The organism is Pseudomonas sp. FW215-R2 (genome assembly GCF_058789255.1).
Genome location: NZ_JBYTBO010000003.1, coordinates 1 through 24,384, shown reverse-complemented (window position 1 = coordinate 24,384; position 24,384 = coordinate 1). Strand labels below are relative to the sequence as shown.

At 60.1% G+C, this 24,384-nt stretch carries 16 protein-coding genes and 1 rRNA gene; 3 read left to right on the top strand and 14 right to left on the bottom strand.

What is annotated here, in order from left to right; translation table 11 throughout:
• Positions 1–1,146, top strand: a complete 1,146-nt coding sequence (locus AC3WRD_RS05010; RefSeq protein WP_096818702.1) for an LLM class flavin-dependent oxidoreductase — start codon at positions 1–3, stop codon at positions 1,144–1,146.
• A 42-nt stretch (positions 1,147–1,188) separates the two neighbouring features.
• Here AC3WRD_RS05010 and rfbA read toward each other — a convergent pair whose 3' ends face one another.
• Genes rfbA through AC3WRD_RS04985 form a run of 5 tightly spaced genes read right to left on the bottom strand, consistent with a single transcriptional unit; the run spans position 1,189 to position 7,674 of the window.
• Positions 1,189–2,112: a glucose-1-phosphate thymidylyltransferase RfbA gene (gene rfbA / locus AC3WRD_RS05005; RefSeq protein WP_085734075.1), complete on the bottom strand. Its 924-nt coding sequence runs from the start codon at positions 2,110–2,112 to the stop codon at positions 1,189–1,191.
• A 42-nt stretch (positions 2,113–2,154) separates the two neighbouring features.
• Positions 2,155–3,237: a dTDP-glucose 4,6-dehydratase gene (rfbB, locus tag AC3WRD_RS05000; RefSeq protein ID WP_207267942.1), complete on the bottom strand. Its 1,083-nt coding sequence runs from the start codon at positions 3,235–3,237 to the stop codon at positions 2,155–2,157.
• Positions 3,238–3,291: 54 nt separating this feature from the next.
• Positions 3,292–5,469 carry a prenyltransferase/squalene oxidase repeat-containing protein gene (locus AC3WRD_RS04995; RefSeq protein WP_102619360.1) on the bottom strand — a complete coding sequence of 726 codons (2,178 nt, stop codon included), beginning with the start codon at positions 5,467–5,469 and terminating at the stop codon, positions 3,292–3,294.
• A gap of 22 nt (positions 5,470–5,491) precedes the next feature.
• Positions 5,492–6,742 (bottom strand): glycosyltransferase family 28 protein, encoded by a 1,251-nt coding sequence (locus AC3WRD_RS04990; protein WP_102619359.1) that lies wholly within the window; start codon positions 6,740–6,742, stop codon positions 5,492–5,494.
• Positions 6,739–7,674 (bottom strand): acyltransferase, encoded by a 936-nt coding sequence (locus tag AC3WRD_RS04985; protein WP_256580581.1) that lies wholly within the window; start codon positions 7,672–7,674, stop codon positions 6,739–6,741. Before AC3WRD_RS04985 ends, AC3WRD_RS04990 begins: the two co-directional genes overlap by 4 nt.
• 601 nt (positions 7,675–8,275) lie before the next feature.
• Here AC3WRD_RS04985 and AC3WRD_RS04980 point away from each other — a divergent pair.
• On the top strand, positions 8,276–8,620 hold the full coding sequence (locus AC3WRD_RS04980; protein ID WP_096818693.1) for a cupin domain-containing protein: 345 nt from the start codon (positions 8,276–8,278) through the stop codon (positions 8,618–8,620).
• Positions 8,621–8,696: 76 nt separating this feature from the next.
• On the opposite strand, the gene mmsB is transcribed toward AC3WRD_RS04980, so the two are convergent.
• Both mmsB and AC3WRD_RS04970 read right to left on the bottom strand, forming a co-directional pair.
• Positions 8,697–9,584, bottom strand: coding sequence for a 3-hydroxyisobutyrate dehydrogenase (gene mmsB, locus AC3WRD_RS04975; protein ID WP_102619358.1), 888 nt, complete (start codon positions 9,582–9,584; stop codon positions 8,697–8,699).
• Positions 9,585–9,593: 9 nt separating this feature from the next.
• A complete protein-coding gene (locus AC3WRD_RS04970) occupies positions 9,594–11,120 on the bottom strand; it encodes a CoA-acylating methylmalonate-semialdehyde dehydrogenase (RefSeq protein WP_102619357.1) in 1,527 nt (508 codons plus the stop codon).
• Between the two features lie 149 nt (positions 11,121–11,269).
• Between AC3WRD_RS04970 and AC3WRD_RS04965 the strand changes: the two genes are divergently transcribed.
• Positions 11,270–12,217 (top strand): LysR family transcriptional regulator, encoded by a 948-nt coding sequence (locus tag AC3WRD_RS04965; RefSeq protein WP_102619356.1) that lies wholly within the window; start codon positions 11,270–11,272, stop codon positions 12,215–12,217.
• Here the strand turns inward: AC3WRD_RS04965 and yfiB are convergent.
• From yfiB to rrf, 7 genes are all read right to left on the bottom strand, one after another.
• Positions 12,214–12,714 (bottom strand): outer membrane lipoprotein YfiB, encoded by a 501-nt coding sequence (gene yfiB, locus AC3WRD_RS04960; protein ID WP_173861315.1) that lies wholly within the window; start codon positions 12,712–12,714, stop codon positions 12,214–12,216. The two genes, AC3WRD_RS04965 and yfiB, sit on opposite strands and share 4 nt — an antisense overlap.
• Positions 12,714–13,982, bottom strand: coding sequence for a diguanylate cyclase DgcN/YfiN (gene dgcN, locus AC3WRD_RS04955; protein WP_096818682.1), 1,269 nt, complete (start codon positions 13,980–13,982; stop codon positions 12,714–12,716). Before dgcN ends, yfiB begins: the two co-directional genes overlap by 1 nt.
• Positions 13,979–14,554 carry a regulatory sequestration protein YfiR gene (yfiR, locus tag AC3WRD_RS04950; protein ID WP_102619355.1) on the bottom strand — a complete coding sequence of 192 codons (576 nt, stop codon included), beginning with the start codon at positions 14,552–14,554 and terminating at the stop codon, positions 13,979–13,981. The genes dgcN and yfiR overlap by 4 nt, the downstream gene beginning before the upstream one ends.
• 122 nt (positions 14,555–14,676) lie before the next feature.
• Complete coding sequence (gene recD / locus AC3WRD_RS04945) at positions 14,677–16,782, bottom strand: exodeoxyribonuclease V subunit alpha (protein ID WP_102619354.1); 2,106 nt, start codon at positions 16,780–16,782, stop codon at positions 14,677–14,679.
• On the bottom strand, positions 16,779–20,468 hold the full coding sequence (gene recB / locus AC3WRD_RS04940) for an exodeoxyribonuclease V subunit beta (protein WP_102619353.1): 3,690 nt from the start codon (positions 20,466–20,468) through the stop codon (positions 16,779–16,781). Before recB ends, recD begins: the two co-directional genes overlap by 4 nt.
• Entirely contained in the window at positions 20,465–23,917 is a 3,453-nt protein-coding gene (gene recC, locus AC3WRD_RS04935; protein WP_102619352.1) for an exodeoxyribonuclease V subunit gamma, read from the bottom strand. The genes recB and recC overlap by 4 nt, the downstream gene beginning before the upstream one ends.
• A 154-nt stretch (positions 23,918–24,071) precedes the next feature.
• Positions 24,072–24,187, bottom strand: a 5S ribosomal RNA gene (rrf, locus tag AC3WRD_RS04930).
• Positions 24,188–24,384 lie beyond the last annotated feature (197 nt).

Below are 24,384 nucleotides of genomic sequence, written 5' to 3'. Positions count from 1 at the left end.
ATGCAATTCGGGATCTACACCGTTGGCGACGTCACACAGGACCCTACCAACGCCCGTACCCCCAGTGAATCCGAGCGCATCCAGGCCACCCTGCAAATTGCGCAGAAGGCCGAAGACATCGGACTGGACGTGTTCGCCACCGGCGAGCACCACAATCCCCCGTTCATCACCTCCTCTCCCACCACGCTGCTGGCGTACATCGCAGCGAAGACCCAACGCATCATTCTTTCGACGTCCACCACCCTGATCAGCACCAACGATCCGGTGCGGCTGGCCGAAGAGTATTCGCTGTTGCAAAACCTCTGCGGCGGACGCATGGATCTGATGCTCGGCCGTGGCAACACCGCGCCGGTCTATCCCTGGTTCGGCAAGAGCATCGCCGACGCCCTGCCCCTGGCGATGGAAAACTATCGCCTGCTGCACCGGCTCTGGCGCGAGGAAGACATCAACTGGAGCGGACGCTTTCGCACACCGCTGAACCACTTCACCTCGATCCCGCGACCGCTGGACGACCTGCCGCCCTTCGTCTGGCACGGCTCGATCCGTACTCCGGAAATCGCCGAACAGGCGGCCTATTACGGCGACGGTTTTTTTGCCAGCCACATCCTCTGGCCCCGGGAACACTTCATGGCGCTGGTCGAGTTCTACCGCACGCGGTTTGCGCATTACGGCCACGGCACGCCGGAGCAGGCGATCGTCGGCCTCGGCGGGCACATCTTCATGCGTCGCAACTCCCAGGATGCACGTCGGGAGTTCCGTCCTTACTTCGATAACGCCCCGGTGTACGGCCACGGTCCATCCCTGGAAGAGTTCATGGAAATGACCCCGCTGGCCGTCGGCAGCCCTCAGGAAATCATCGACAAGACCCTGACCTTCCGCGAGCACTTCGGCGACTATCAGCGCCAGTTGTTCCTGTTCGACCACGGCGGTATTCCGCTGAAGACCGTGCTGGAACAACTCGACATGTTCGGCAAGGAAGTGTTGCCGGTGCTGCGTGAAGAAACCCGCAAACGCCGCTCGCCACTGGCGGCCGAAGCGCCGACTCACGCCAATCGCCTAGCCCGTTTGCAGTCCCTGCAACCGTCGCCAGCCGAACCACGCCCGGGCGTCAAAACCCCGCAACATGACAGTGTGACCGGCCACTGAGACCGTGGGAGCATCCGTGCTCCCACATTGATCTCGCAACGGTCAGGCAGCGCCTTTCAGCGGGCGCTGCGCGTCCATCGAAACCACCACATCATCGTTGATCAGCCGCGCCAGATACTGACCGTAACCGGTCTTGCTCATGCTGCCCGCGTGCACCAGCAACTGCGCGTCGTCGATCCAGCCCTTGTTGTAGGCGATCTCTTCGAGGCAGGCGATTTTCAGGCCCTGGCGTTTCTCGATGGCCTGCACGAAGTTGCCGGCCTCCATCAACGCATCGTGGGTGCCGGTGTCGAGCCAGGCCATGCCACGGCCCATCACCGACACATTCAACTTGCCGCGTTGCAGGTAGACGTTGTTGACGTCGGTAATCTCCAGCTCACCGCGCGGCGACGGCTTGATGTCGGCGGCAATCTGCAGCACTTCGTTGTCGTAGAAATACAGGCCGGTGACCGCGTAGTTGGACTTCGGATCGCTCGGTTTTTCGCAGATGCTCAGGGCCTTGCCGGCGGCATCGAATTCCACCACGCCAAAGCGCTCGGGATCGGCCACGTAGTAGCCGAACACCGTGGCGCCCTCATCGCGAGACGCGGCTTGCAGCAAGGTTTCACCGAAACCGGCGCCGTAGAAAATGTTGTCGCCGAGCACCAGGCAGACGTTGTCTTCACCGACGAACTCACGACCGATGATGAACGCCTGGGCGAGGCCGTCCGGGCTCGGTTGCACAGCGTAACTCAGGCTCAGGCCCAACTGGCTGCCGTCGCCGAGCATGCGCTGGAAGCCCGGCAGATCTTCGGGGGTGGAGATGATCAGGATCTCGCGGATTTCCGCCAGCATCAGCACCGACAGCGGGTAGTAGATCATCGGCTTGTCATACACCGGCAGCGACTGTTTCGAGACGCCCAGGGTGATCGGGTGCAGACGCGAACCGGCGCCGCCTGCCAGCAGAATTCCTTTGTACTTGGCCATGCTTTTTTCCTTTCAAGCAGTGAGATTTGAATGACTGTGTGTTCAGGCCACGAGGGCTTCGTTGCGTTGCTCGCCGAGACGCTCCAGCGCGTAGGCACCGGACATCACCCGGACCCACCAGGCGCGGTTGTCGAGGTACCAGTCGACGGTTTTCTTCATACCGCTTTCGAAGGTTTCCTGCGGCGTCCAGCCCAGCGTCGCGTGGATTTTCCCGGCATCGACGGCGTAGCGTTTGTCGTGGCCCGGACGATCCTTGACGAAGGTGATCAGGTCGCGGAAGTGCGCGACGCCCGCCGGTTTTTCCGCCCCGCGCGCTTCGAGCAGATCGCACAGGGTTTGCACGACTTCAAGGTTGGTCTTCTCGTTGTGGCCGCCGATGTTGTAGGTCTGCCCGACCTCACCGCGCGTGACCACCGCATACAGGGCGCGGGCGTGATCCTCGACAAACAGCCAGTCGCGGATCTGAGCGCCATCGCCGTAAACCGGCAGCGGCTTGCCTTGCAGCGCATTGAGAATGACGTGAGGAATCAGTTTTTCCGGGAAGTGATAAGGCCCGTAATTGTTCGAGCAGTTACTCATTACCACCGGCAAGCCGTAGGTGCGATGCCAGGCGCGAACCAGATGATCGGAACCGGCCTTGGTCGCCGAATACGGCGAGCTTGGCGCATACGGCGTACGCTCGGTGAACGCCGGATCTTCGGGTTCCAGGTCGCCATACACTTCATCGGTGGAAATGTGATGGAAACGGAACGCCGCCTGGCGCGCCGCGTCCAGTCTGTTCCAGTAACCGCGTGCGGCTTCGAGCATCGTGTAAGTGCCGACGATGTTGGTTTCGATGAAGGCTTGCGGGCCATCGATCGAACGGTCCACGTGGGACTCGGCGGCCAGGTGCATCACCGCATCCGGTTGCAGCCGCGCGAACAATTCGTCCAGCGCCGGCTTGTCGCAGATGTCCACCTGACAGAACCGATAACGCGGCGAGTCGGACACATCGGCCAGCGACTCGAGATTGCCGGCGTAGGTCAGTTTGTCGACGTTGATCACTTCACATTCGGTCTCTTCAATCAGAAACCGCACCACGGCCGAGCCAATGAAGCCCGCGCCCCCTGTCACTAAAATTTTCATCAGCGCCTCCCCTGGCAAAATGATGATTTAACGTCCTTCGATGCTGTGTGCAGGTCAGTTCAACAGTGCCACCCAGTATTGCGACAGCCCTTGCTCGAGAATCAGCAGCGTCTGGATGCAGACGAAGCTTTCATCGGTGGTCGCCGAGGTCGCATTGAGCGGGCCGAAACCACCGTCCTGCTTCTGATGGGAAGCGATCCAGTCTTTCGATTCCTGCAAATACGTCGGCTGGGCGTCGAGCAGATACATCGCCGCGATGGCCATGTAAGTCCCCACCAGGCTGACCGCTTTGCCCGGCCGGTAGTGGAACGAGCCGTTGGCCAGTTGCAGGCTCTGCAGCCAGGCGACGGTCTGTTCGGCATCGACGATGCGTCGGTTGAGAATGAACAGCGTCGACACCACGCGGTACACCGAAAAGGCGTCCGGCGGATACCCGGGTTTGTTGGCGAAACCGCCATCGGCCGAGCGGCAGCGCAAGGCAAACGCCATCACGCCCTGCTCGTCCGGCGCCTTGGCTTCCAGCGCATGCAGCGACAACACCGCCAGGTTGGTGTGCCAGATGTCCGAGCCGAAACCCGGTACATCGCCGAACCCGCCATCGGGGTTCTGACATGCTTGCAGGTAACGCACACAGCCGCCGATATCGTTCGGCAACGCGCCCAGCACCCGCAGCGACAACACCGCGCAGTAGGTCGCGAACACATCGCTCAGGTGCCCCGGCTGCTCGGCAAATCCGCCGTCGGTGTTCTGCGAGGCCCTGATGCAATCGATCAGGCTGGCCTTGTTTTCGATTTGCAGGCCCAGGGCATGCAAGTCCGAAATCACGTGCAACCCGGAAAACACCTGCCAGGTTTTGTCGGCACGGAAACCCAGCGGCGCGGTTTCAGCGGTCAGCCCGTAAGGGGTTTCATTCGACGCCCGGGCCTTGGCCAGCCACGCGAGATAACGCTGCAGATCGACATTGATGGTCGGCACGCCATTCGGGTGAATGCGCTGCACATCGCCACCGCCATCGATCACTTGCAGCTCACGGTTTACCAACGCCGCATCGTCATGATGAGCCACGGCAGCGGCCGGCTCGATGGCCTGCAAGGCGTGGGCGGCGGCGAGCTGGGTTTTCAGGCTCTTCAAGTGCAACGGCAGGTACGTCAGGTTGCCGATGCTGAAAATCCCCGGCTGACGCGGCGGCGCCCAGAACTGCCGAATGAACGGCACGGTCGGGTCATCAGGTGTCGACCAGAAGTAGCCCTTGCCCATGAACAGTCCGCCATTGCGGGCGTCGTGAAACTCCAGCAAGGCTGCCGTCACCGAAGTCCGGTCAGCTTCGCTCGCGCCGGACGGCAAGGCCTGAATCGCCTGCAACAGCAACGCCACGTCGTAGGCGGTTTTGATCGGGAATGGCGACTCGTGGTTTTTGTACGAGGTGTGCCAGTCGCAACGCACTTTGCCGTTGATGCCCACCCGGTCCCAGTACCCGCCGTAGGCCGGATCGCGAAACAGTGACAGGGTTTGCAGTAGGAACGAACGGGCCAGGTTCGACAGCGCATTGTCGTCCCGCACATCGGCCAGACGCGCCAGCACCAGGCTGACCTGAGCGCGTACGGCGCAGCGGGTTAGGGACACATCGACACAGGATGCACTGTCACTGCCGGCCACGCGACCGATCAGGTTTTCTGCGTGAATCTGCAAGTGCCCGACCAGCCCCAGACCCAACGGCTCGTTGCCGATACGCGCCAGCAAGGCCGTGGCGCTGATGTCCAGATCGATCGAGGTCGCCAGCTCCAGCGGCGTCGACCAGTCGCTGCTGTACAGGCCGGCAACCGTGGAACGGGCGTAAAGCGCTTCGACCTTTTCCAGCATGCCGTGGATCACGGCATCGTTCGCCGCGTCCTGCGGCACTCGACGCTGATAGGCAATCAGCGCAGCCAATGCGTCCAGTTGCAACGCCAGCGTTCGGCAACGCCCCGAACCATGCGGCGTCCAGTAGCGGTCAGCGAGCTCGTGAAAACCGGCGTTCGGCGCATCGTACAAACGCATCAACCCGTCGTGGGCAAAACGCAGTTGAACATCGTCACCGTGGTCGGCCTGGTAGAGCGTGGCCGCGACCTGATCCTGCAACTGCTTGTCAGTGGAAATCGCGACTTCGCCACTGGCATCGGTGACAGCAAAAAAACCGCCGTACTCAATGTCCTTGAGGCCTTGATCAAATACAAACTGCGGATGCAGCGGCATGGTAAATCCCTCTTCCTTGAGGTTAAGCGGCTTTGCTTTCAGTCAGCGACACAACGCTGCCCTGACACAATTCGATGATGCGCATGGCGGCACGGGCAGCACCTTCGCCGTCCGGCGCGGCCACTTGACGATGAGGCGCGTAATAGGCGCAAGCGCGAGTGTCTTTCTCCAGTTCGCCCTGAATCAGCTCGACGATGGCATCGCGATCGTGACCCAGATGCGTCGGGAAACCGAGCAGCTCCAGGCGGCGCAGCGCTTCGAGTTCGTGGTATTCGGATTTGGACGGCAGCACGAACAGGGTCGGAATCTGCAGCGCGGCGATTTCCGTCACGGTGATCCAGCCCGGCGCCGAAATCAGCAGACTGGCTTCGCGCAGCAGGCCCATCCAGTCCGGGTAATACGGTACGCAAACCACGCCGTCCTGGGCCTGGATATCCTGACGGCCGAGCAACACCAGTTTCAGTTCCGGATTGCGTTCGCGCAGGACCTTGAAGCTGTCGAGGTAAGCGGCGAGCAGCGCGTCCTTGTTCTGCGCAAACATCGTGGTGCCGCTGATCGAGGCAACAACGAACGGCGCATCGCCCAGGTTCAATTGCTCGCGAACGTTCAAACCGCTCTGGACATTGATGTCGCGGATCATCGGCCCGACAAAATGCGCTTTGCCGCTGATCAGCGCTTCGGCGACCGGCGTGCCCTGATCGAGGGAAGCCACGTACGGCTTGTCGGTCAGCACCAGTTGGCTCTGATTGATCATCCAGTTGAACTGGCTGTGCAGCGCGGTACGGGCCCGGGCCATTTCCAGCGCATTGACTTCGAAACCACCGTCGGCCAGGTCGTGATCCTGGAGCTGGCAGAGTGTGAAGTCATAACGCTCGGTCACGAACACCAGCGGCGTGCCGCTGAAAATCGCGGCCAGGCAGGCGGCCATGTTGTAGTCAGACACCAGGGCGGTCGGCTTGTACTCGGCGATCAGGGCCAGGTAAGACAGAATCCGCTCACCGGACAAGAAGGTATTGGCGATATAACCGCCGATGTAATTATTCCAGTCGAGTTCCTTCGACAAGTTGCTCTTTTTCGAGTAATCGACCAAACGACCGGCAATATCCACCACTTCAACGCCGGACTTTTCGAACATCGGCGTAAAGGTTGGCTGCAAAGAAGCCAGCGCCACGGTCAATGGCATATCCGGACGTTGCTTTTTAATCGCCTGAGCGATCGAAAGCGCGCGCATGTTGTGGCCTGAACCGGTCGGATTGGGGGCAAATAAAATCATTCTTGAATCTCCATTAGTTGAACAACGCCATGAACCACAGTGTTTTCCAATACATCCCTTATCACCACTGAGTACGGCTTGATAACTGCACCGTCACCGATATTCAGTGGACCTACCAAGATGGCGCCCTCGCCAATTACGCAACGACTTCCAATGCGCACAGGTGCCTCCTCCCAAGGCAGTGAGCGGAACGAATGATCATGAGTAGACGCAACAATCGTGACGCCTTCGGCCAGCTCGCTGAAGGCACCGATGGTCACGCCACCGGCCGCTTCGATAACCACGCCCGGCGCCAGTCGAGCGCCAGTGCCCAGTTCGATGCCGCCCAGTTGCGACATGCCGCCCTGGCGGCTGCTGCGTCCGATCAGAATGCAGTCCCGGGCGATTTCCACCGAAGCCCCGCCGCGCAATTCGGCATCAATCAAGGCTTCGTCGCTGATGTCCCAGGTCGCGGCGTCGGGGTTCAACGCCTTGAGCCGCGGCACCGACTGCGTCGACCGATCGAGCATCGACGGCAAGCCCTGGCGCGCACGATCCCGGACTTTCGCCAGCACCGGCGCCGGGCTCGGCAGGCCGTCCTCGACCACCGTGCGCAGGGCAATGACTCGCGCCGGGCGGCCGACCACGATGGCATCGGCCGGTACATCAGCAGTCACCAGCGCTCCGGCAGCGATCACCGCTCCCGCGCCGATGGAAACGCCCGCGGTCACGGTGGCCTTGGCGCCCAGCCAGACATTGTCGGCAATGTGTACCGGTGATTGCGCAGTGCCCAGGCACCGTGCGCCGGTGGCCAGCATGCTGGACGCGCCAATGGAGGCGAACTGCAAATCACACTTGAATCCGATGAAACAATCATCGGCGACCTGAACGTTTTGCAGGCGGCTGCCAGCACGAATCCAGACATGCCGGCCCAATTCACTCGCGTTATTCACGGTCGTCGAAACTTCAATTACGTTTATGTCGTCCACAATCAAGCCTCATTCCATTGATGCCGGGCACATATAAATTCGAAAGGCGTGCGTATCCCGCAGATATAATTCCGCCGATGCACAAATAACAATTAACTGTTTATTTAGGGCTTCTATTCAAAGCACGCACAACATTGCGTCTGCGCAACTTGTTAACTGACCGGTTCATTCAATTGTCGTTATTCATTAACAACAGGTAGAAGTTCACGCTTGCGCCGATGGCCAAGTCAGTTTTATGTGAAGAAAAGCCGATTCAAGTCTGTCCGTGACTCTGGTGTAGCTCCATTAGGGTGGGATTGTCCTTTAGTACGAATGTTATAGTACAGACGATTTTGTTTTGCAATAGGTGCCCGGATGGTTATCTCGTTTTGGTCTAAAAATTTATTGAACTTTTATGGTGCGCTTGTATTAAAACCGTCATGTATGCACAGCATTGGTGCAAGTGGCCGGTTTCAGGGGGAATCCCTCCAGCGCTAACAGGCATCTGGAGGTCGACCCCAGACATTCCGACAGTGCTGACCAACGTTAGGGTGGCGACTCAAACTGCCTTTGGCCTGGAGCCGTCATGCCCGCACCTATCACCGTTCTGCGCGACACTCACCCGCTGCCAGTACTCGACGCCTGCAAATGGGAGAAGCTCGAGGGCGACCCGCACACTGTCAACCTCAACGCCTACACCAGCGAAGACGGCAGCAAGATCATGGGCACCTGGATCTGCACGCCAGGCAAGTGGCGCGTGGATTACGTGAAATGGGAGTACTGCCACTTCCAGGAGGGCTACTGCATCATCACCCCGGACGGCCTGGAGCCGATCCACCTGCGTGCCGGTGACATCTTCGTCGTCGAACCGGGCATGAAGGGCACCTGGGAAGTGGTCGAGACTGTGCGCAAATATTTCGTGTTCGCCTGATACAAAAAAGCCGGGAAACCACCCGACGTGATTTCCCGGCAATACAGACCTGTGACGAGCACAGGCCTGACGACGATTACTGCGGCTTGCGATAGCTGTTGATGATCGCCGAGAAGTCCTTGCCACCGTCCCCGCGCTGACTCATCGCCTGATACAACTGTTGCGCCACAGCGCCCAGCACCACCGGTTGATGCGCCTGACGCGCCGCCTCGGTGGCCAGCCCCAGATCCTTGAGCATCAGCTCGGCGCCAAAACCACCGGTGTAACCACGCGAGGCCGGCGCCGTTTCGACGATGCCCGGCCACGGGTTGTACATTTCCGAGCTCCAGCAACGGCCGGTCGAGCTGTTGATAATCCCGGCGAGCACGCCAGTGTCGATCCCCAGCGCATCGCCGAGGGCCATCGCCTCGCTGACGCCGACCATCGAAATGGCGAGCAACAGGTTGTTGCAGATCTTGGCGATCTGCCCGGTGCCGACTTCACCGCAATGCACGATGTTGCGGCCCATTTGCGCCAGCACCGGTTGCAGAGTGGCGAACAGTTCCGGGGTGGCGCCGACCATGAAGGTCAACGTACCTGCGGTGGCGCCGCCGGTGCCGCCGGAAACTGGCGCATCGGCCATGGCCACGCCTTGTTTGGCAGCCGCCGCTGCCACGTCGCGAGCAGTCTGCGGATCGATGGTGCTGCAATCCACTGCCGGCACACCTTTGCCGATCCCGGCGAGCACACCGTCTTCACCGAGCCAGACGCTGCGCACATGCACGGCGGCAGGCAGCATGGTGATCACCAGTTCCGCGTCCTGTGCGGCTTCGCGAGCCGAGGCGCGGATGGTGCCGCCCAGTTGCTCGAGTTCCGCCAGCACGGTTTTGTTCAGGTCCACCAGGTTCAGCGAATGCCCGGCCTTGATCAGGTTGCGCGCCATCGGCGCGCCCATGTTGCCCAGACCGATAAATGCGATTTTCATGGCCATTCCTCAGCGCAGGTTAATGGTGGTGTTCACGCCGTCGTTGACGCTGTCGTCATCGAACCAGCGCGCCGTGACCGTTTTGGTCTGGGTGTAGAACTGCACCACTTGCTTACCGTACGGGCCGAGGTCGCCGAGTTTCGAACCGCGCGAACCGGTGAAGCTGAAGAACGGTACCGGCACTGGAATCGGGATGTTGATGCCGACCTGACCGACGTCGATTTCATTCTGGAATTTACGCGCCGCCGCGCCGCTCTGGGTGAACAAGCCTGTGCCGTTGCCGAACGGGTTGGCGTTGACCAGCGCAATGGCCTGATCGAGGGTGTCGACTTCCAGCACCACCAGTACCGGGCCGAAAATTTCCTGGGTGTAGATCTGCATATCGGTGGTCACCCCGGAGAACAGGGTCGGGCCGACGAAGTTGCCTTTCTCGTAGCCCGGCACGCTGATGTCGCGACCGTCCAGCTCGAGTTTGGCGCCTTCCTTGATACCGCTTTCGATCAGATCGAGAATCCTCGCCTTGGCCTTTTTCGAAATGACCGGACCAACATCGGTGCCCGGCTCGCTGCCGGCGTTGACCTTGAGTTTCTGCGCCAGCGCTTTCAGATCCGGCAACCATTGTTTGGCGGCCCCCACCAGCACCACCACCGACGTGGCCATGCAACGCTGACCGGCCGCACCGAAACCGGCGCCGACCAGGGCATTGAGCGCTTGCTCGCGATTGGCGTCCGGCAGCACCACGGCGTGGTTCTTCGCGCCCATCATCGATTGCACGCGCTTGCCGTGTTTACCGGCCAGGTCATAAACGTGGGTGCCGACGGCGGTCGAACCGACGAACGAAATCGCCTTGATGTCCTTGTGGGTGCACAGGCCATCGACCACGTCCTTGCCACCGTGCACGACGTTGAGCACACCCGCCGGAACGCCGGCCTCAATCGCCAGCTCCACCAGCAGCATGGTCGACAGCGGATCCTGTTCGGACGGCTTGAGCACGAAGGTGTTGCCGCAGGCGATGGCCATCGGGAACATCCACAGCGGAATCATTGCCGGGAAGTTGAACGGCGTAATGCCGGCGCAGACGCCGATCGGCTGGCGCAGGGTGTAAGTGTCGACGCCGCCGGCAACGTTCTCGGCGAACTCGCCCATTTGCAGGCTGCCGATGGAGCACGCGTGCTCGACCACTTCCAGGCCACGGAAAATATCGCCTTCAGCATCGGCAATCGTCTTGCCCTGTTCGGCGCTCAGCACCACGGCGATGCGTTTGGAGTGTTCGCGGATCAACGCTTGCAGCTTGAGCATGATGCGCATGCGCGCGCCGATCGGGGTCAGCTTCCAGGTCTGGAAGGCACGCTGGGCAGCACTGACGGCAGCGTCGACTTCAGCGGCAGTGGCGAACGGGACTTTGGCCAGCACCTGCTGGGTCGCCGGGTTGACGATGTCATGCCACTCGGTGGTCTGCGACTCGACCCACTCGCCGTCGATCAGCAGCTTGACCTTCTGGATCGTGGTTTCGTTGGGCGTAAGCGATGCGTTCATGCTGGTCTCCAGAACTTGTTTTTATCTTAGGAGCCAAGGCGAAGGGTTCGCCTTGAGATGAGGCGTGTGTCACGAATTGGTTGTCGGACTGTTTTTGGAGTATAGATGTGCAAACTTCTAATAAGAACGCACATATAAGCCCGTCCATCATGCAAAAAAACATCACATCTTTAGGCTCGCTGAACTGGGACGACCTCAAGTTTTTCCTCGAAGTCGCCCGTACCCGCAAGGCCAGCACTGCGGCCAAACGCCTGGCTGTGGATTACACAACGGTGTCGCGGCGAATCAGTTCGCTGGAGGCGGCGTTGGGCACATTGCTGTTCGAAAAGTCCCGCACCAGCGGTTTCGTGCTGACCGCCGAAGGCCAGCGTCTGCTGAGCTACGCCGAGTCGATCGAAAGCACACTGCACATGGCCTGCGAACAGGTGTCCGGCTCCGGTGTCGCACTGTCCGGGCATGTGCGGATGGGCTGCACCGAAGGTTTCGGCAGTTTCTTCATCACGCCGCAACTGAGCCACTTCGTCGACGCCTACCCGGCAATTTCGGTGGACATCCTGCCGCTGCCGCACTTCATCAGCCTGTCCAAACGCGAGGCCGACATCGTCATCGCCCTCGAACGCCCGGAACACGGGCCGTATGTGTGCTGCAAACTCTGCGACTACCGCTTGCAGCTCTACGCAACCCAGGAATACCTCGACAAACACCCGCCGATCCGCCGCCCCGCCGACCTGGGCAAGCATCAATTCATCAGTTACGTGGATGACCTGGCGTTCAGCTCGGAGCTGCTGTATCTGGCGAACGTGGTGCCCGGCGCCAGCGCCAATTTGCGCAGCACCAGCGTGATCGCACAATTCGTGGCGGCGCAGCAGGGGCGCTCGCTGGCGATTCTGCCGTGTTTCCTCGCAGCCCAGGACCCACGCCTGTTACCGGTGCTGCCGGAGGAAATCGACATCACCCGGCAGTTCTGGATGTACTGCCGGGAGGACCTGCGCAAGCTCAAGCGGATCACCCTGTTGTGGGATTACATCCGTGAGGTGACCGAGCGCAATCAGGCGCTGTTGATGGGTGAGACCCGCGAAATGCAGTTCGCCGATTAATCGGCGCTGACCACAATCGACACCCGGCGGTTTTCGGTGCGGCCGGCAACGGTGTCGTTGGAGGCCACCGGTTCGCGGCTGCCGAGGCCTTGCAGCTGAATGTTCTCTTCCTTCATGCCGACCGTGGTCAGCACTTTGCCGACGCTTTTCGCTCGGCGCAGCGACAGCTGCTGGTTGTAGCTTTCCTTGCCCGAGGCATCGGTGTGACCATCCACTCGCACCCGTTCGATGCCGACACTCAACAAGGCTTTGCCGATACGCTCGACGATTTCGGTACTTTGCTTGTTCAGGCTTTCGATGTCGCTGCCAAACAGCACTTTGCCCGACAGGCCGAACTCCCAACCGTCGTCGGTCAGTTCAAAGCCTTGCTGTTTGAGCACGGCAATCTGCGCTGGCGTCAGGCCTTTTTGCGGGGCGGTCTGGCATCCGGTCAGGGCCAACATGGCCATCAACATCAGTGTGGAAAACAGTCGAACGGAAAGTGAGAACACGGGCATTAGCTCCTGGTTTGAACGGGATCGACCGGGTGCTCCGACCCGGCCGTGAATTGGGCGCCACGCGACAGGCGCTTGGCTTGATACATGGCGGCGTCAGCCGCATCAAGCAAGGTGCCGGGCGTGGCGCCATGATCGGGGTAAACCGCAATGCCGATACTGAGCGAGGTCACCACACTGGTGTCGCCCGGCAATGCAATCGGGGTGTCCATGCTGGCGAGGATCTTGTCGGCAATGCGCTCGGCGTCTTCGGTCTTGTGCAACGGCGTCAGCAAAACGGCAAACTCATCGCCGCCCAGACGCGCCACCAGATCCTCTTCGCGTAACTGCGCCCGAATCCGGTTAGCCACCGCCACCAGCACCGCATCGCCGGCGGCATGACCGAAACTGTCGTTGATGCCCTTGAAACGGTCACTGTCGAGAAACAGCACCGCCATCCGCTCGTTGAGTTTGCTGGCGCTGCGTAGCGCGCGGATCAGACGGCCTTCGAAGAACGCGCGATTGGGCAATCCGGTGAGGCTGTCGTGGCTGGCCTGATGGGCGAGGGTTTCGTTCTCGCTTTGCAGGTGGGTCTGCCAGGACTCCAGCTCATCGAGCAGGGCATTGAAGTCATTACCGAGGTTGTCGAGTTCGGCGATTTTCGCCGGAGGTACGCGCCGGTCGAGCGCCCGCTCACTGCGGGCGGCGTGGGCGACTCCCGCCAGGCTGTGCAGCGGGCCGATGATCCCGCGCAACTGACGGCGCGCCAGATAGAGCGCCACCCAGGCGCTGATCGCGGTGCAGAGAATGATGCCCGCCAGACCGCTCAACAGAAACTGCATCAAGCTGCCGCCGTGCCCCGTCAGCAGGATCCGACCGATCTCGCGATCCTGATGCAGGATCGGCAGGCTGATCGGTTTTTCCAGAACGACCCGCGTTATCTGCATTTCCAGCCCGGAAAACAAGCCGTTCTCCGGACGCTGCCAACGCGCAAGCTCCTGGCCCTGGCTGTCCAGCACCTGCGCGTCCGCCACCTCTTCGGTCGAAGCGATCAACGCCAGCGCTTCCGTCGCGGCAGGCTTGTCGTTGAACACCACCGCCGCTTCCACGGTGTAACTGATCGAACGAGCGATCAGGTGCAGGTTGTGATCGGCATAGACCCGCAGCGCCAGCACGCCGAGCAGGGTCAGGGACACACTGGCCATTCCCACGGCAACCAGCGCGACAATCAAATGCCCGCGACCGATGACCGAACCCAGGGTCGGACGCCCTGTGGATTTGTTGCGTCTCATGGGGCCGCCGGCTTGCGGCGCGACAACTGCAGCACGCTCGGATGAATGCGCACGCCGCTGCGGGCGACGGAGTCGAGATTGACCTCGAACGACACCTGCTCATCACCGACTCGCAGACAGAACAGACTGCCGACCGTGCACTGATCGCCGCCCTCGCTGATGCTCAATACCGGGTGGCCAATCAGCGAAGCGAACAGTCGGCTGCGCTCATCGGCGGTGAGTTTGCCGATGTACACCGCATCGCACTCGCTGACGATAGACGGGTTGTCGGCCAGCAGGCGACGCACCGTGACAGGTCGGCCCGTGGCCTGGGTCGTGCCTTTCACCAGGTCGTCGGTGTATTCGGTGGGACCGACGATGCACAGGCGCAATTGTGCAGGTTCAACCGGCCAGCGGGCATAACTGAGAATGCCGAGGACCACCTGAGTAACGGATTTTGCCCGTTGCTCGGCCATACCGACCGGTGTTTGCGACTGGGCAGCAGCCACACCCGTGAGCAAACAGAGCAGACCGGCAAGCAACACTTGCTTGCTGCCAACTACGCGCTCTGTCGCCCAGACAGCCAGCTTCATGCAGGGATTCTCTTGGATCGTAACGAGATGATGCCGCAACGATAGCACAGCGTTGGAACGCCAGCGATACAGCACCCTCTGACCGGCTGGTCAGATAACGCCGGGATCCATCAGCATTTTCATTATCGAGGTCCCACGCCCTCCTCCAGTTCCAGCATCAGACCGCTCAAGCGCTTGACCTTGCGCTGCACCGCCTCTTCAAATACCCCGGCTCGCGGTTCGATCAAGGTGAACCAATGCTTGGCTCGGGTAATGCCGGTGTAGATCAGCTCTTTGGTCAACACCGGATTCAAGGCGTCCGGAAGGATCAGCGCGGTATGGGCAAACTCCGAGCCTTGCGACTTGTGCACCGTCATCGCGTACACGGTTTCCACATCATTGAGCCGGCTCGGCAACACGAACCGTACCCCGCCGCGCCCGTCGTTACGCGGGAACGCCACCCGAAGGACCGCTTCACCGGCGTTCGGTCCATCACGCTCGGGCAGCTTGAGAGCAATGCCGATGTCACCGTTCATCAGTCCCAGGCCATAGTCATTGCGGGTCATCAGGACCGGACGACCTTCATACCATTGCTGGTCGCTGTCGATCAGCCGCGTCTTGAGCAGCGCGTCGGTGATGCGCTGGTTCAGCCCCTCGACACCCCACGGCCCTTTACGCACCGCGCACAGCAACTGAAAGGTATCGAACGCCTGCAAGACCTCACGCGCCCAATCGAGCCACCCTGGATGCTCAAGGGGAGCTCCGGCAGGCGGACGCTGATTGCGCAGAACGCTCAAGTAATGCCGATACCCGTGGGGGCCATCGCCATGCCCTTCCAGAACAAGCCGCTCCAGTGCGTGGTCCTGCTCACCTTTGAGCGCCAGTGAATACACGTCGTCATGGCTTCGCCCAGCCAACAGTTGGCGAGCCTCATCCGGCAATTGCTGATTCACCCGACGCGCGAGCTGGCCGATGCCACTGCCCTCGCCGAAACGCCGCGAGTGACGCAACATCACCACTTGCTGCGCCAACGGGTGTGTACCGTCGATGTCCTCATGCAAACCGCTGTCCTGCAAGGACTCACCGCTAAAGGACTCCAGCCATTGGCGGGTCTGCGGACTGTACCAACCCGCCTCGGCGTCGCGGCACAGATCCCCAAGCACCGCACCGGCCTCGACGGAGGCCAGTTGATCCTTGTCGCCCAGCAACACCAGACGAGCGTGTGACGGCAACGCATCAAGGAGGTTGGCCATCATTTCCAGATCGATCATGGACGCTTCGTCGACCACCAACACATCCAGCGGCAGACGGTTCCCGGCATGGTGACGGAAGTGTCGGGTGCCGGGACGGCTGCCGAGCAAACGGTGAACAGTGGTGACCTCGGAAGGAATCTTTTCCCGAACGGCGTCGGCGACTTTCAGCGATTGCACTTGCTGGCTGATGGACTCGGTCAACCGCGCAGCCGCCTTACCCGTGGGGGCGGCCAGGCGAATGCGCAGAGGCTGGCCGGCTTCGACCGCCGGGGCCTGAAGCAACGCCAGCAAACGCACCACCGTGGTGGTCTTGCCGGTGCCAGGCCCGCCCGTGACGATGCTGAAAGCACCTCGGGTCGCCAGCGCGCAGGCGAGTTTCTGCCAGTCGATCGCATCGGCGTTCTTTGCCGACCCGAACAACTCGTCCAGCCGCTGCGACAGATCGCCCGGCGTCGGCTCATGCTCCGCCAAGCGCTGACGCAGAGCAGTGTCGATGCGTCGCTCATAGGCCCAGTACCGCCGCAAGTACAGGCGTTTACCGGATAGCACCAGAGGACATTGCCGTGCAGACTCATTGTCGTCGGCAGCCAGCGCCACCAGCGAGCTGCCGGCCAGCACCCTGCACCAGTGCGCCCCTTCCAGGGTTTCAAGCAATTGCGATGGCAGCAACAACACACCCGATTGCACGTCACCCTCCGGCGGCAGGGACAGGGCGAAGTCCGGGGCCTTGAGGGTTTCGAACAAATCCAGACACACATGACCGTGGCCGAGTTGATGACTGGTCAACGCGGCGGCAAGTAATACCAACGGATCAACGTCAGGCGCCAACTCGTAAAGAAATGCCACGAATGCCTTGTCCAGCGCCCGCAGCCATCCACGCTCGACCCAGAGGTTCAGTAGCTGCAACAGGTCATGGGCTCGCGTCAGAGGGGTGAGCTGCGCGAGGCCGTCGGCATCCAGTGAAACCGGCGGAAAATCCGCGATGGTGCGGCTCATAGCAATTCTCCCTGTTCCCACGCGGGCTCGGCTTTCGGTTCCGGTTTGCCCTGGAACATCCGGTCCAGACGCTCGATCAGTTCTCGCGGCGGCCGCACGAAATACACACCACCGCTGTCAGCACGAGAGCCCCGCAGGAACAGATACAGCGCACCGCCAACATGCCGGTCGTAATCATAATCGGCGAGGCGAGCCTTGAGCTGACGATGCAGTGCCAGCAGATACAGCACGTATTGAAGGTCGTAACGATTTTCCAGAATCGACTGTTCCATGGCCTGGTCGGTGTAGGCGGCGTCATCGACGCCCAGCCAGTTGGATTTGTAGTCCGCCACATAGTAACGACCGTCATGTTCAAAGGTCAGGTCGATGAAACCTTTGAACATGCCGTTGAGTTGCACCGCTTCGGCGGCGACCCGGGCAACACCGTTGTGGGTGAACTTGCGTACCTGCTCGTCGAGTCTGACGACATCGACTTTGTAGCTGGCGAACCAGAACTCCATCTCGACCCGATACTGTTTCAATTGCTCCAGCACCACCGGTGGTCGACCGGTGCCTGCAGGCATCGGCGATTTGAGCAAATGCTGCAGCCAGTCGCTGAGGGTCGTGATCCAGCCTTCCCAGCCGCGTCGATTGCAGCGTCGAGCGATCGCGTCTTCCAGTGCCTCGCGTGAAACCGCGAACCCTTCTTCACCTGCCCATTCGAGCAGTCCGTGGAGGAACGTCCCCGGATTCGGTCCTCGGGGGAAGCGGTGAATCTCGGCCCCTCCCGGAATGATCTCGCGGGGAGCATCAGGCTCAAGGCGCTCGTCGTCGAACAGTTTCTGCGCTTGCGGGCTGTCCGGTGCTTCATCACTGCCCACACTCAACACGTCACTGATTCGCAAGGCACTGTAGGAAGCGATCCACCAGTTCTCACTGGCCTTGCGTTTGGGGATCAACGTGGCACTTGGGATCGCTTCGTTGCGTGGCGGCTGGTAGCGTTCGCTGGTTGCCAGGGGCATTTCAACGATGCTCAGCGCAGGGCAATGTTGCTGCAGATCGTCGAGCCAGCGAGTCAGACCGCTGGACTCACTCAATGACGCGCCACCACCCACCAGATAACCAAGTGCTGAAAGATGCAGGACCGAGCTGCTGTTATTGCCGCGCTTGAGGTCCGTCATGCCAAGCCAGCAGGCATGTTGTGCCCGGGTCAGAGCGACGTAGAGCAAGCGCAGGTCCTCCGCCAGCCGCTCATTGTCGGCCAGGGCAATCAGCTCGGCATCAGGTTTGAGACTGACCTGAGCCTTGCCGGATGCATCGTGGTAATGCAACGGCAGCCGGCTGCCGTCCACGGGTTTGGCCGAGCAGATAAAAGGCAGAAACACCAACGGATACTCAAGCCCCTTGGACTTGTGGATCGTCACGACCTTGACCAGTTGCTCGTCGCTTTCAAGGCGCAGGATCTGCTCCTCACCCGCTTGACCGGACAACGCAAGGTGCTCGGCCAAATGCCGGATCAGCGCCTGCTCGCCATCGAGTTCGGAGGCCGCCTGCTGCATCAGCTCCGACAGGTGCAACAGGTTAGTCAGCACCCGCTCACCATCACTGCGCGCGATCAAGGTTTGCGGCAGATGGAAGTCATGCAGAAAACGCCGCAACATCGGCAGCACGCCTTGTTTGCGCCAGATCTCGCGATAGGCTCGGAACTGCATGACGCGTGCTTCCCAGACCAGTTCGTCCTGATTCAGGCGCTCCAGCTCAGTCAACGGCAGGTTCAACGTGGTGCAGGCGAGGGCTGCCTTCAACGAGCGCTCGACATCCGGTTCGGCACAGGCCTTGAGCCAGGCCAGCAGATCATGGGCCTCTTGAGCAGCGAAGACAGAATCCTTGTCCGACAGGTAAACACTGCGCACCCCTCGGGCAGCAAGCTCACCGCGTATCGCTTGGGCCTCTTTGCCGTCACGCACAAGAATTGCGATGTCCGCCGGTTGCACCCCGCGAAAATCCTTGCCGTCCTGCGCGAAACCAGCGCTGCCGGCTTGTCCGCCATTGAGCAGGGCAGTGATTTCACTGGCGCAGGCCGCCGCCATCTGCTGGCGATAGACCACACCGGAGACTGGTTGCTCGGTGGATAAATGCCAGATATTCAGCGCCGGGACGTCTTGCCCGGAAATCTGCAAATACTCCTTGCGCCCCTGAGAATCCACGGGCTGAAACGGCACCGGGTTGTCACCGTTTTTCTCTCGAAACAGAAACGCGCCGCGTCCCTGTTCACGGGATTCCGCGCGCTCGAACACCTGGTTCACCGCACGGACCATTCCATGACTGGAGCGGAAGTTTGTGCCCAACGTATGTAGCCGCCCGGTGGTGGCTATTCGCGCGCGCAGGTAGGTGTAGATGTCTGCGCCACGGAAGGCATAGATCGCCTGCTTCGGATCACCGATCAGGAATAGTCCGGTCTCGGGATTGTTTTCCTCGATGCGATAGATGTTCTCGAAGATCCGGTACTGCACCGGATCCGTATCCTGAAATTCATCGATCAGGGCGACCGGAAACTGCTCGCGAATAAGCGTGGCGAGGCGCTCGCCGCCTTCGGATTGCAAGGCTGCGTCGAGTCGCAGCAGCATGTCGTCGAAACCCATTTCGGCACGTCGACGCTTTTCTTCTTCAAAGCGCTCGCCCACCCATTTGGCGGCGTGCTGCAGCACCGCTGCGTCGGGGGTTGGCAGCTCATCGAGGCTTGATTTGAGTGCCTGCATGGCGTCCAGTCCCGGATGGCTCGGTGGCTCGCCTTTCCAGGCCTCGGCCATGCCGTCAGGCGTGAGCCGGGTAAATCCGGTACCGATATCCAGTTGCTCCAGTGACTCGTCTTCAGCCCAGGCCTTGAGTTTCTCGAACCAGGGCTCGAAGTAGCGAGCCTGCATCTTGCGCCCGTCGACTGTCTTGCTGGCGACGCCCTGATGACAAATGGCGAGCAGCTCATCCGCCCACTGCTGCCAGGGCTTTTTCAATTCAACCAATGCTGCTCGACGTTCTTGCAGGCATTCTTCGATCAGTTCGGCCGGAGATCTGCCTTCCGCTCCATTACGTTCAGCACCGAAGAGAGCACGTACGCGAGGCAACAAAGCGGCCGGACCGCCCCAGTGACTGCGAACCCAATTCAGTACATCCCCCTGCATCGGATAGCAGAACAGGCGCCAGTAATCGCGGAGCACTTCGCCCAACAGATCGCTGTGATCGGTTTCGAGGGTCTGGGTAAACAGACTACCGCTGTCGAATGCGTGTTCGCGCAGCATTCGCTGACACCAGCTGTGGATCGTCGAGACGGCAGCCTCGTCCATCCATTGCGCGGCGATGTCCAGACGATTGGCGCAACCGGGCCATTGCTGAGGGTCGAACTGCGCGCGCAACTCATCAATCAACATATCTGGAGGCGGTGTCTCGTCACGGAAGAAGCGTGCGGCCTCCGCCAAGCGAGTGCGAATACGTTCGCGCAACTCCTTGGTCGCTGCGTCGGTGAATGTCACCACCAAAATCTGCGGTGGCAGCAGCTCGCGACCGAAGCCATTCGCTTCACCTCCATGGCCAAGGATCAGGCGCAGATACAACGCGGAGATTGTAAATGTCTTGCCAGTACCCGCGCTGGCCTCGATCAGTTGACTGCCCTTTAACGGAAACGCCAGGGCAAGAGGCTGCTTTGCGCTCATGAACGTCCCCCCGCGCTGGCCAAGGATTGCCAAGGGGCTTCGAGCACTGGGCGGTATAAAGCGTTGCACCAATCGGGGAATGTCTCTTCGGCCAACAATGCATCGTAATCCGGGAATTGACGGGCCAATGCGGGGCTTTCGCGTCGCTCACCTTCGCTGGTCTGGCCATCACCTTCATAGGCTTTACGGGCAGCGGCTTCAGCTTTCAGCGGGTCATTCTGGCCCAGCCATGCAAAAGCGGTTTTCACCGCCACCGGGAGCGGTTGACGCATTCCTGACTGCCAGGCGAGCAGCAGGTCTTCGAGTATTCTCCAGGCCCGATCCTGCTCCATCGGTTCAAGCAAAAGGGTGTCGTCACTGGCGACCAGCGCCGTAGTCAGAGAAAGCCCACTCGCACAAGCGACCAGATGATTGACCCATGGTTTGGTCAGACGGTGCCATTTGCGGTTCTTGATCGAACCGATGCTGTTGGGGATCGTCGTCACCGACAGCACACCGCCATCGGCGCGTTGATGCAGACCTCCAAGCCATCCTTCCAGGCGTAATCCCTGACATTCATGATTGATCGGGATCGCGCTGGTCAACGGAGTCGGCCAAAGCGTCAGTAGCTGCTGATAGCGTTGCAGCAAATCAGGAAGCGGTTCGATCAACTCTCGCTGCAGGCACTCACCAAATCCCGCCATGGGCAGCAGCCCGCTGTTTTGCAGGCGCCGAGCCTGAGCCTCAAGCGCCTGATCAACACTCTCCGGATGTCTCAGGGCCGCTTCGAGCAAACTGTCGCTGAGGGTATATCGCTGCAACGCATCCAGGACAAAGGGTTCTTCATCGGCTTGAGGTACTTGTGCCGCTTCAAAGTAAACCTTCAATCGCTGAGTGAAAAAGTGTCGCACCGGATTGCGCAGAAAATCCTGCAGCAGTGCGAGACTCAACGGTTCCTCCTGGACATGGGGTTCAAGCATTCCTTTCACTTCAACAGGCTCATGACGTTGATGCAGCATCTGCCATTCGCTTGCGTAGCTGAACAGTTCATCTCCCTCATGGAAGTAACGTGAACTGAATGGCTGCAGCGGATGTTCCTGAGTCATGGCATGCAAAATATCCGCACTTTCGTCAGTCGTGCGCCAACCGTTGGCGAGATGATCGCGCAACTGACCGATCAGCACCGAGGGTGGCCGCTCACTGTTGTCACGAATACTGCGTCCAACCCAACTGATGTAGAGCTGATGACGCGCAGACAACAGTGCTTCGAGCAACAGATAGCGATCATCTTCACGGCGGGAGCGATCTCCCGGCCGGTAATCGCTGCCCATGAGGTCGAAATCCAGCGGTGGTTGTGCCCGGGGATAATCGCCATCGTTCATGCCCAGAAGGCAAACCAGCTTGAATGGAATTGCCCGCATCGGCATCAGGGTACAGAAGTTCACCGCTCCGGCCAGGAAGCGTTGGGACAAACGCCCCTGATCCAGCCCGGCCAGCCAGGCCTCGCGAACAACGGTCAGCGGCAACTCGTCTTCCAGTCCGACGGATTCGCAGGTCTCCAGCCAGGTTTCGCGCAGCTCTTCAAGCTGGGTCAGCAAGTAGTCGTCATGCTCATTGCTCGCTTTGAAAAACACCTGCATCAGTACCTGTAACCGGCTCCCCCACTCTTGGGGTTTCGCAGGCTTCAGCAATTGCTGGTGCGAGTACTCCAAAGCATCCAGCAAGGCGACCAGAGGACCGATCAATGCGGCATCGAGACCGCCAATTTCATCGTAGGGCTCAATACCCGCGCAGGCACTTGAGTCGCCAACCGCATACCCGAGGAGCATCCGCCTCAGGCCGAAACGCCAGCTGTTCTGCTCCAGTTCATTTGGCAATCCCAGTCCGGCGCGCTGATCAGCGTCCATCCCCCAACGCACACCGGCGCCTTCGATCCAGCGATGCAGAGTCGGCAAGTCCCGCTCCTCCACTCCGAACCGTGCGCGTAACGCTGGAACATCGAGCAAGTCGAGGATTTCGCTGACGGGGAAACGACTGTCTGGCAGCTTGAGCAAATGTTCGACTGCGATCAGTAATGGATCGCGACCGCGTTGCCCCTGGTCTGCCAGTGTGAAAGGAATGAACCGTGGATCATGACGATCCAGCTGCCCGAACACCGCACGGACATGCGGTGCATAGCTGTCGATATCAGGCACCATCACGATCACATCGCGCGGGCGCAGTTCGGGATTGGCGCTGAAGCGGGCCAGAAGCTGATCGTGGAGAATCTCCACTTCACGCTGGGCACTATGGGCAATGTGGAATCGAATCGACTGGTCCTGCTTCAGATCGACGTCGGGCCAGAGCTCACGCGTCTCGTCGAGTGGGCGCAGCTCCAGAATGTCATCTTGCAGTTGATTGAGCATATTTTGCGGGACTGATTCGCTGAACAGATCGATACGACCATTGCGAAATGCCGCGCGATAGCTGCCGGGGTCGTCATAGCTGTCGAGCAGATTGATGTAGTCACGACCTTGCTTGCCCCAGGCTGCCAGTAGCGGGTGGGCATGTTGATGCAGTGATTCAGAATCCAGAACCACGGGCATGCCGTTCTTGCGAGCCTGACGTTTGTATTGATGGCGCAACAGATCCTTGTCGGCAACGATATCGGCCCAATGATAACGGCAAGGGTTGTGGACACAGAGCAGGACCTGGCTGAAACGGGCCAGCCCTGCCAATGCTTCGAGCACTTGCGCAGGCAGTGAGGAAATTCCGAAAACGATTACTCGTGAAGGCAAACCTGTCGGTACTTTTTCAAGGTTGTTGATGCACTCGATGAATCGCTGGTGCACGCCCGCACGGCTTTGAGCCATGCCTTGTTCACCGACATCCTCAAGCAATGCGCGCCACAGCTCCGCCTGCCAGCAACTGGTGATGGGCAGCGGTTTTATTTCACCTCTGACATTTCGTAGTTGATGACGCCCCTCGGCCCAATCCTCGAGCCAGTCGGCACGGTACACCTGATACTGATCGAATAGATCAGCCAGACGCTCGGACAGCTGGTAGCGCTTGCGTAAGTCGGTGTCATGGGTCAGGAATCGTTGCAGCGGTTCGAAATGCGGCAGGTCGATGACCTGCGGCAACAAGCGCATCAACCGCCAGGTCAGAGGTGCCTTGTCGAGCAGGGACTTTGCCGGGATCTCATCTCGCCCCAGGACCATTCGGTAAAGCTGCCACATGAAACTGCCCGGCAACTGCACATCAATTGCGGCGGCAATACCGCAGCCGCCAAGGTCATCCTCTTCAGGATCCTCGGCTAATGCCAGCTTGAGCCATTGAGCGATGCCGTTGCTCTGCACGAGCGCAATTTCGTTCTCCAGAGGAGCCAGCGGATAGCGCCGCATTATGCTGATCACAAGGCTGCGCAGTTCGTCCAGGCTGTTGCTCTGAACCACCATGAATGCAGCGTTGAGGGACTGAGTGTCCGGCATGAAGGCTTCCTTGGAAAAGTACAAAAGCTAAGGCTGAACCTTAGCATTGTCGGCAGGCGAGGACAGCCGCAGGGCGTCCGAGAATGTCGTACGAACTTTCCTGCGGGCAAAACAAAACCCCAACTGCTTTCGCAATTGGGGTTTCGGAATTTAATCTTGACGATGACCTACTCTCACATGGGGAAACCCCACACTACCATCGGCGATGCATCGTTTCACTTCTGAGTTCGGGATGGGATCAGGTGGTTCCAACGCTCTATGGTCGTCAAGAAATTCGGGTACTGAGTCGTGACCAGAGGGCCTCGCTTCAGCAAATTGGGTATGTGACAGCTAGGTGTTTTGTGAACTCGAACTTTCGGTTCGTTTCGTCTTCACACACCGCAATCTGGCCTCTTTCGAGTTCGCAAATTGCTTGGGTGTTATATGGTCAAGCCTCACGGGCAATTAGTATTGGTTAGCTCAACGCC

Excerpts from the sequence above, each read along its gene's own strand:
- AC3WRD_RS05010 (WP_096818702.1), top strand. The coding sequence starts at position 1 with ATGCAATTCGGGATCTACACCGTTGGCGACGTCACACAGGACCCTACC.
- rfbA (WP_085734075.1), bottom strand. The coding sequence starts at position 2,112 with ATGGCCAAGTACAAAGGAATTCTGCTGGCAGGCGGCGCCGGTTCGCGT.
- rfbB (WP_207267942.1), bottom strand. The coding sequence starts at position 3,237 with ATGAAAATTTTAGTGACAGGGGGCGCGGGCTTCATTGGCTCGGCCGTG.
- AC3WRD_RS04995 (WP_102619360.1), bottom strand. The coding sequence starts at position 5,469 with ATGCCGCTGCATCCGCAGTTTGTATTTGATCAAGGCCTCAAGGACATT.
- AC3WRD_RS04990 (WP_102619359.1), bottom strand. The coding sequence starts at position 6,742 with ATGATTTTATTTGCCCCCAATCCGACCGGTTCAGGCCACAACATGCGC.
- AC3WRD_RS04980 (WP_096818693.1), top strand. The coding sequence starts at position 8,276 with ATGCCCGCACCTATCACCGTTCTGCGCGACACTCACCCGCTGCCAGTA.
- mmsB (WP_102619358.1), bottom strand. The coding sequence starts at position 9,584 with ATGAAAATCGCATTTATCGGTCTGGGCAACATGGGCGCGCCGATGGCG.
- AC3WRD_RS04970 (WP_102619357.1), bottom strand. The coding sequence starts at position 11,120 with ATGAACGCATCGCTTACGCCCAACGAAACCACGATCCAGAAGGTCAAG.
- AC3WRD_RS04965 (WP_102619356.1), top strand. The coding sequence starts at position 11,270 with ATGCAAAAAAACATCACATCTTTAGGCTCGCTGAACTGGGACGACCTC.
- yfiB (WP_173861315.1), bottom strand. The coding sequence starts at position 12,714 with ATGCCCGTGTTCTCACTTTCCGTTCGACTGTTTTCCACACTGATGTTG.
- dgcN (WP_096818682.1), bottom strand. The coding sequence starts at position 13,982 with ATGAGACGCAACAAATCCACAGGGCGTCCGACCCTGGGTTCGGTCATC.
- yfiR (WP_102619355.1), bottom strand. The coding sequence starts at position 14,554 with ATGAAGCTGGCTGTCTGGGCGACAGAGCGCGTAGTTGGCAGCAAGCAA.
- recD (WP_102619354.1), bottom strand. The coding sequence starts at position 16,782 with ATGAGCCGCACCATCGCGGATTTTCCGCCGGTTTCACTGGATGCCGAC.
- recB (WP_102619353.1), bottom strand. The coding sequence starts at position 20,468 with ATGAGCGCAAAGCAGCCTCTTGCCCTGGCGTTTCCGTTAAAGGGCAGT.
- recC (WP_102619352.1), bottom strand. The coding sequence starts at position 23,917 with ATGCCGGACACTCAGTCCCTCAACGCTGCATTCATGGTGGTTCAGAGC.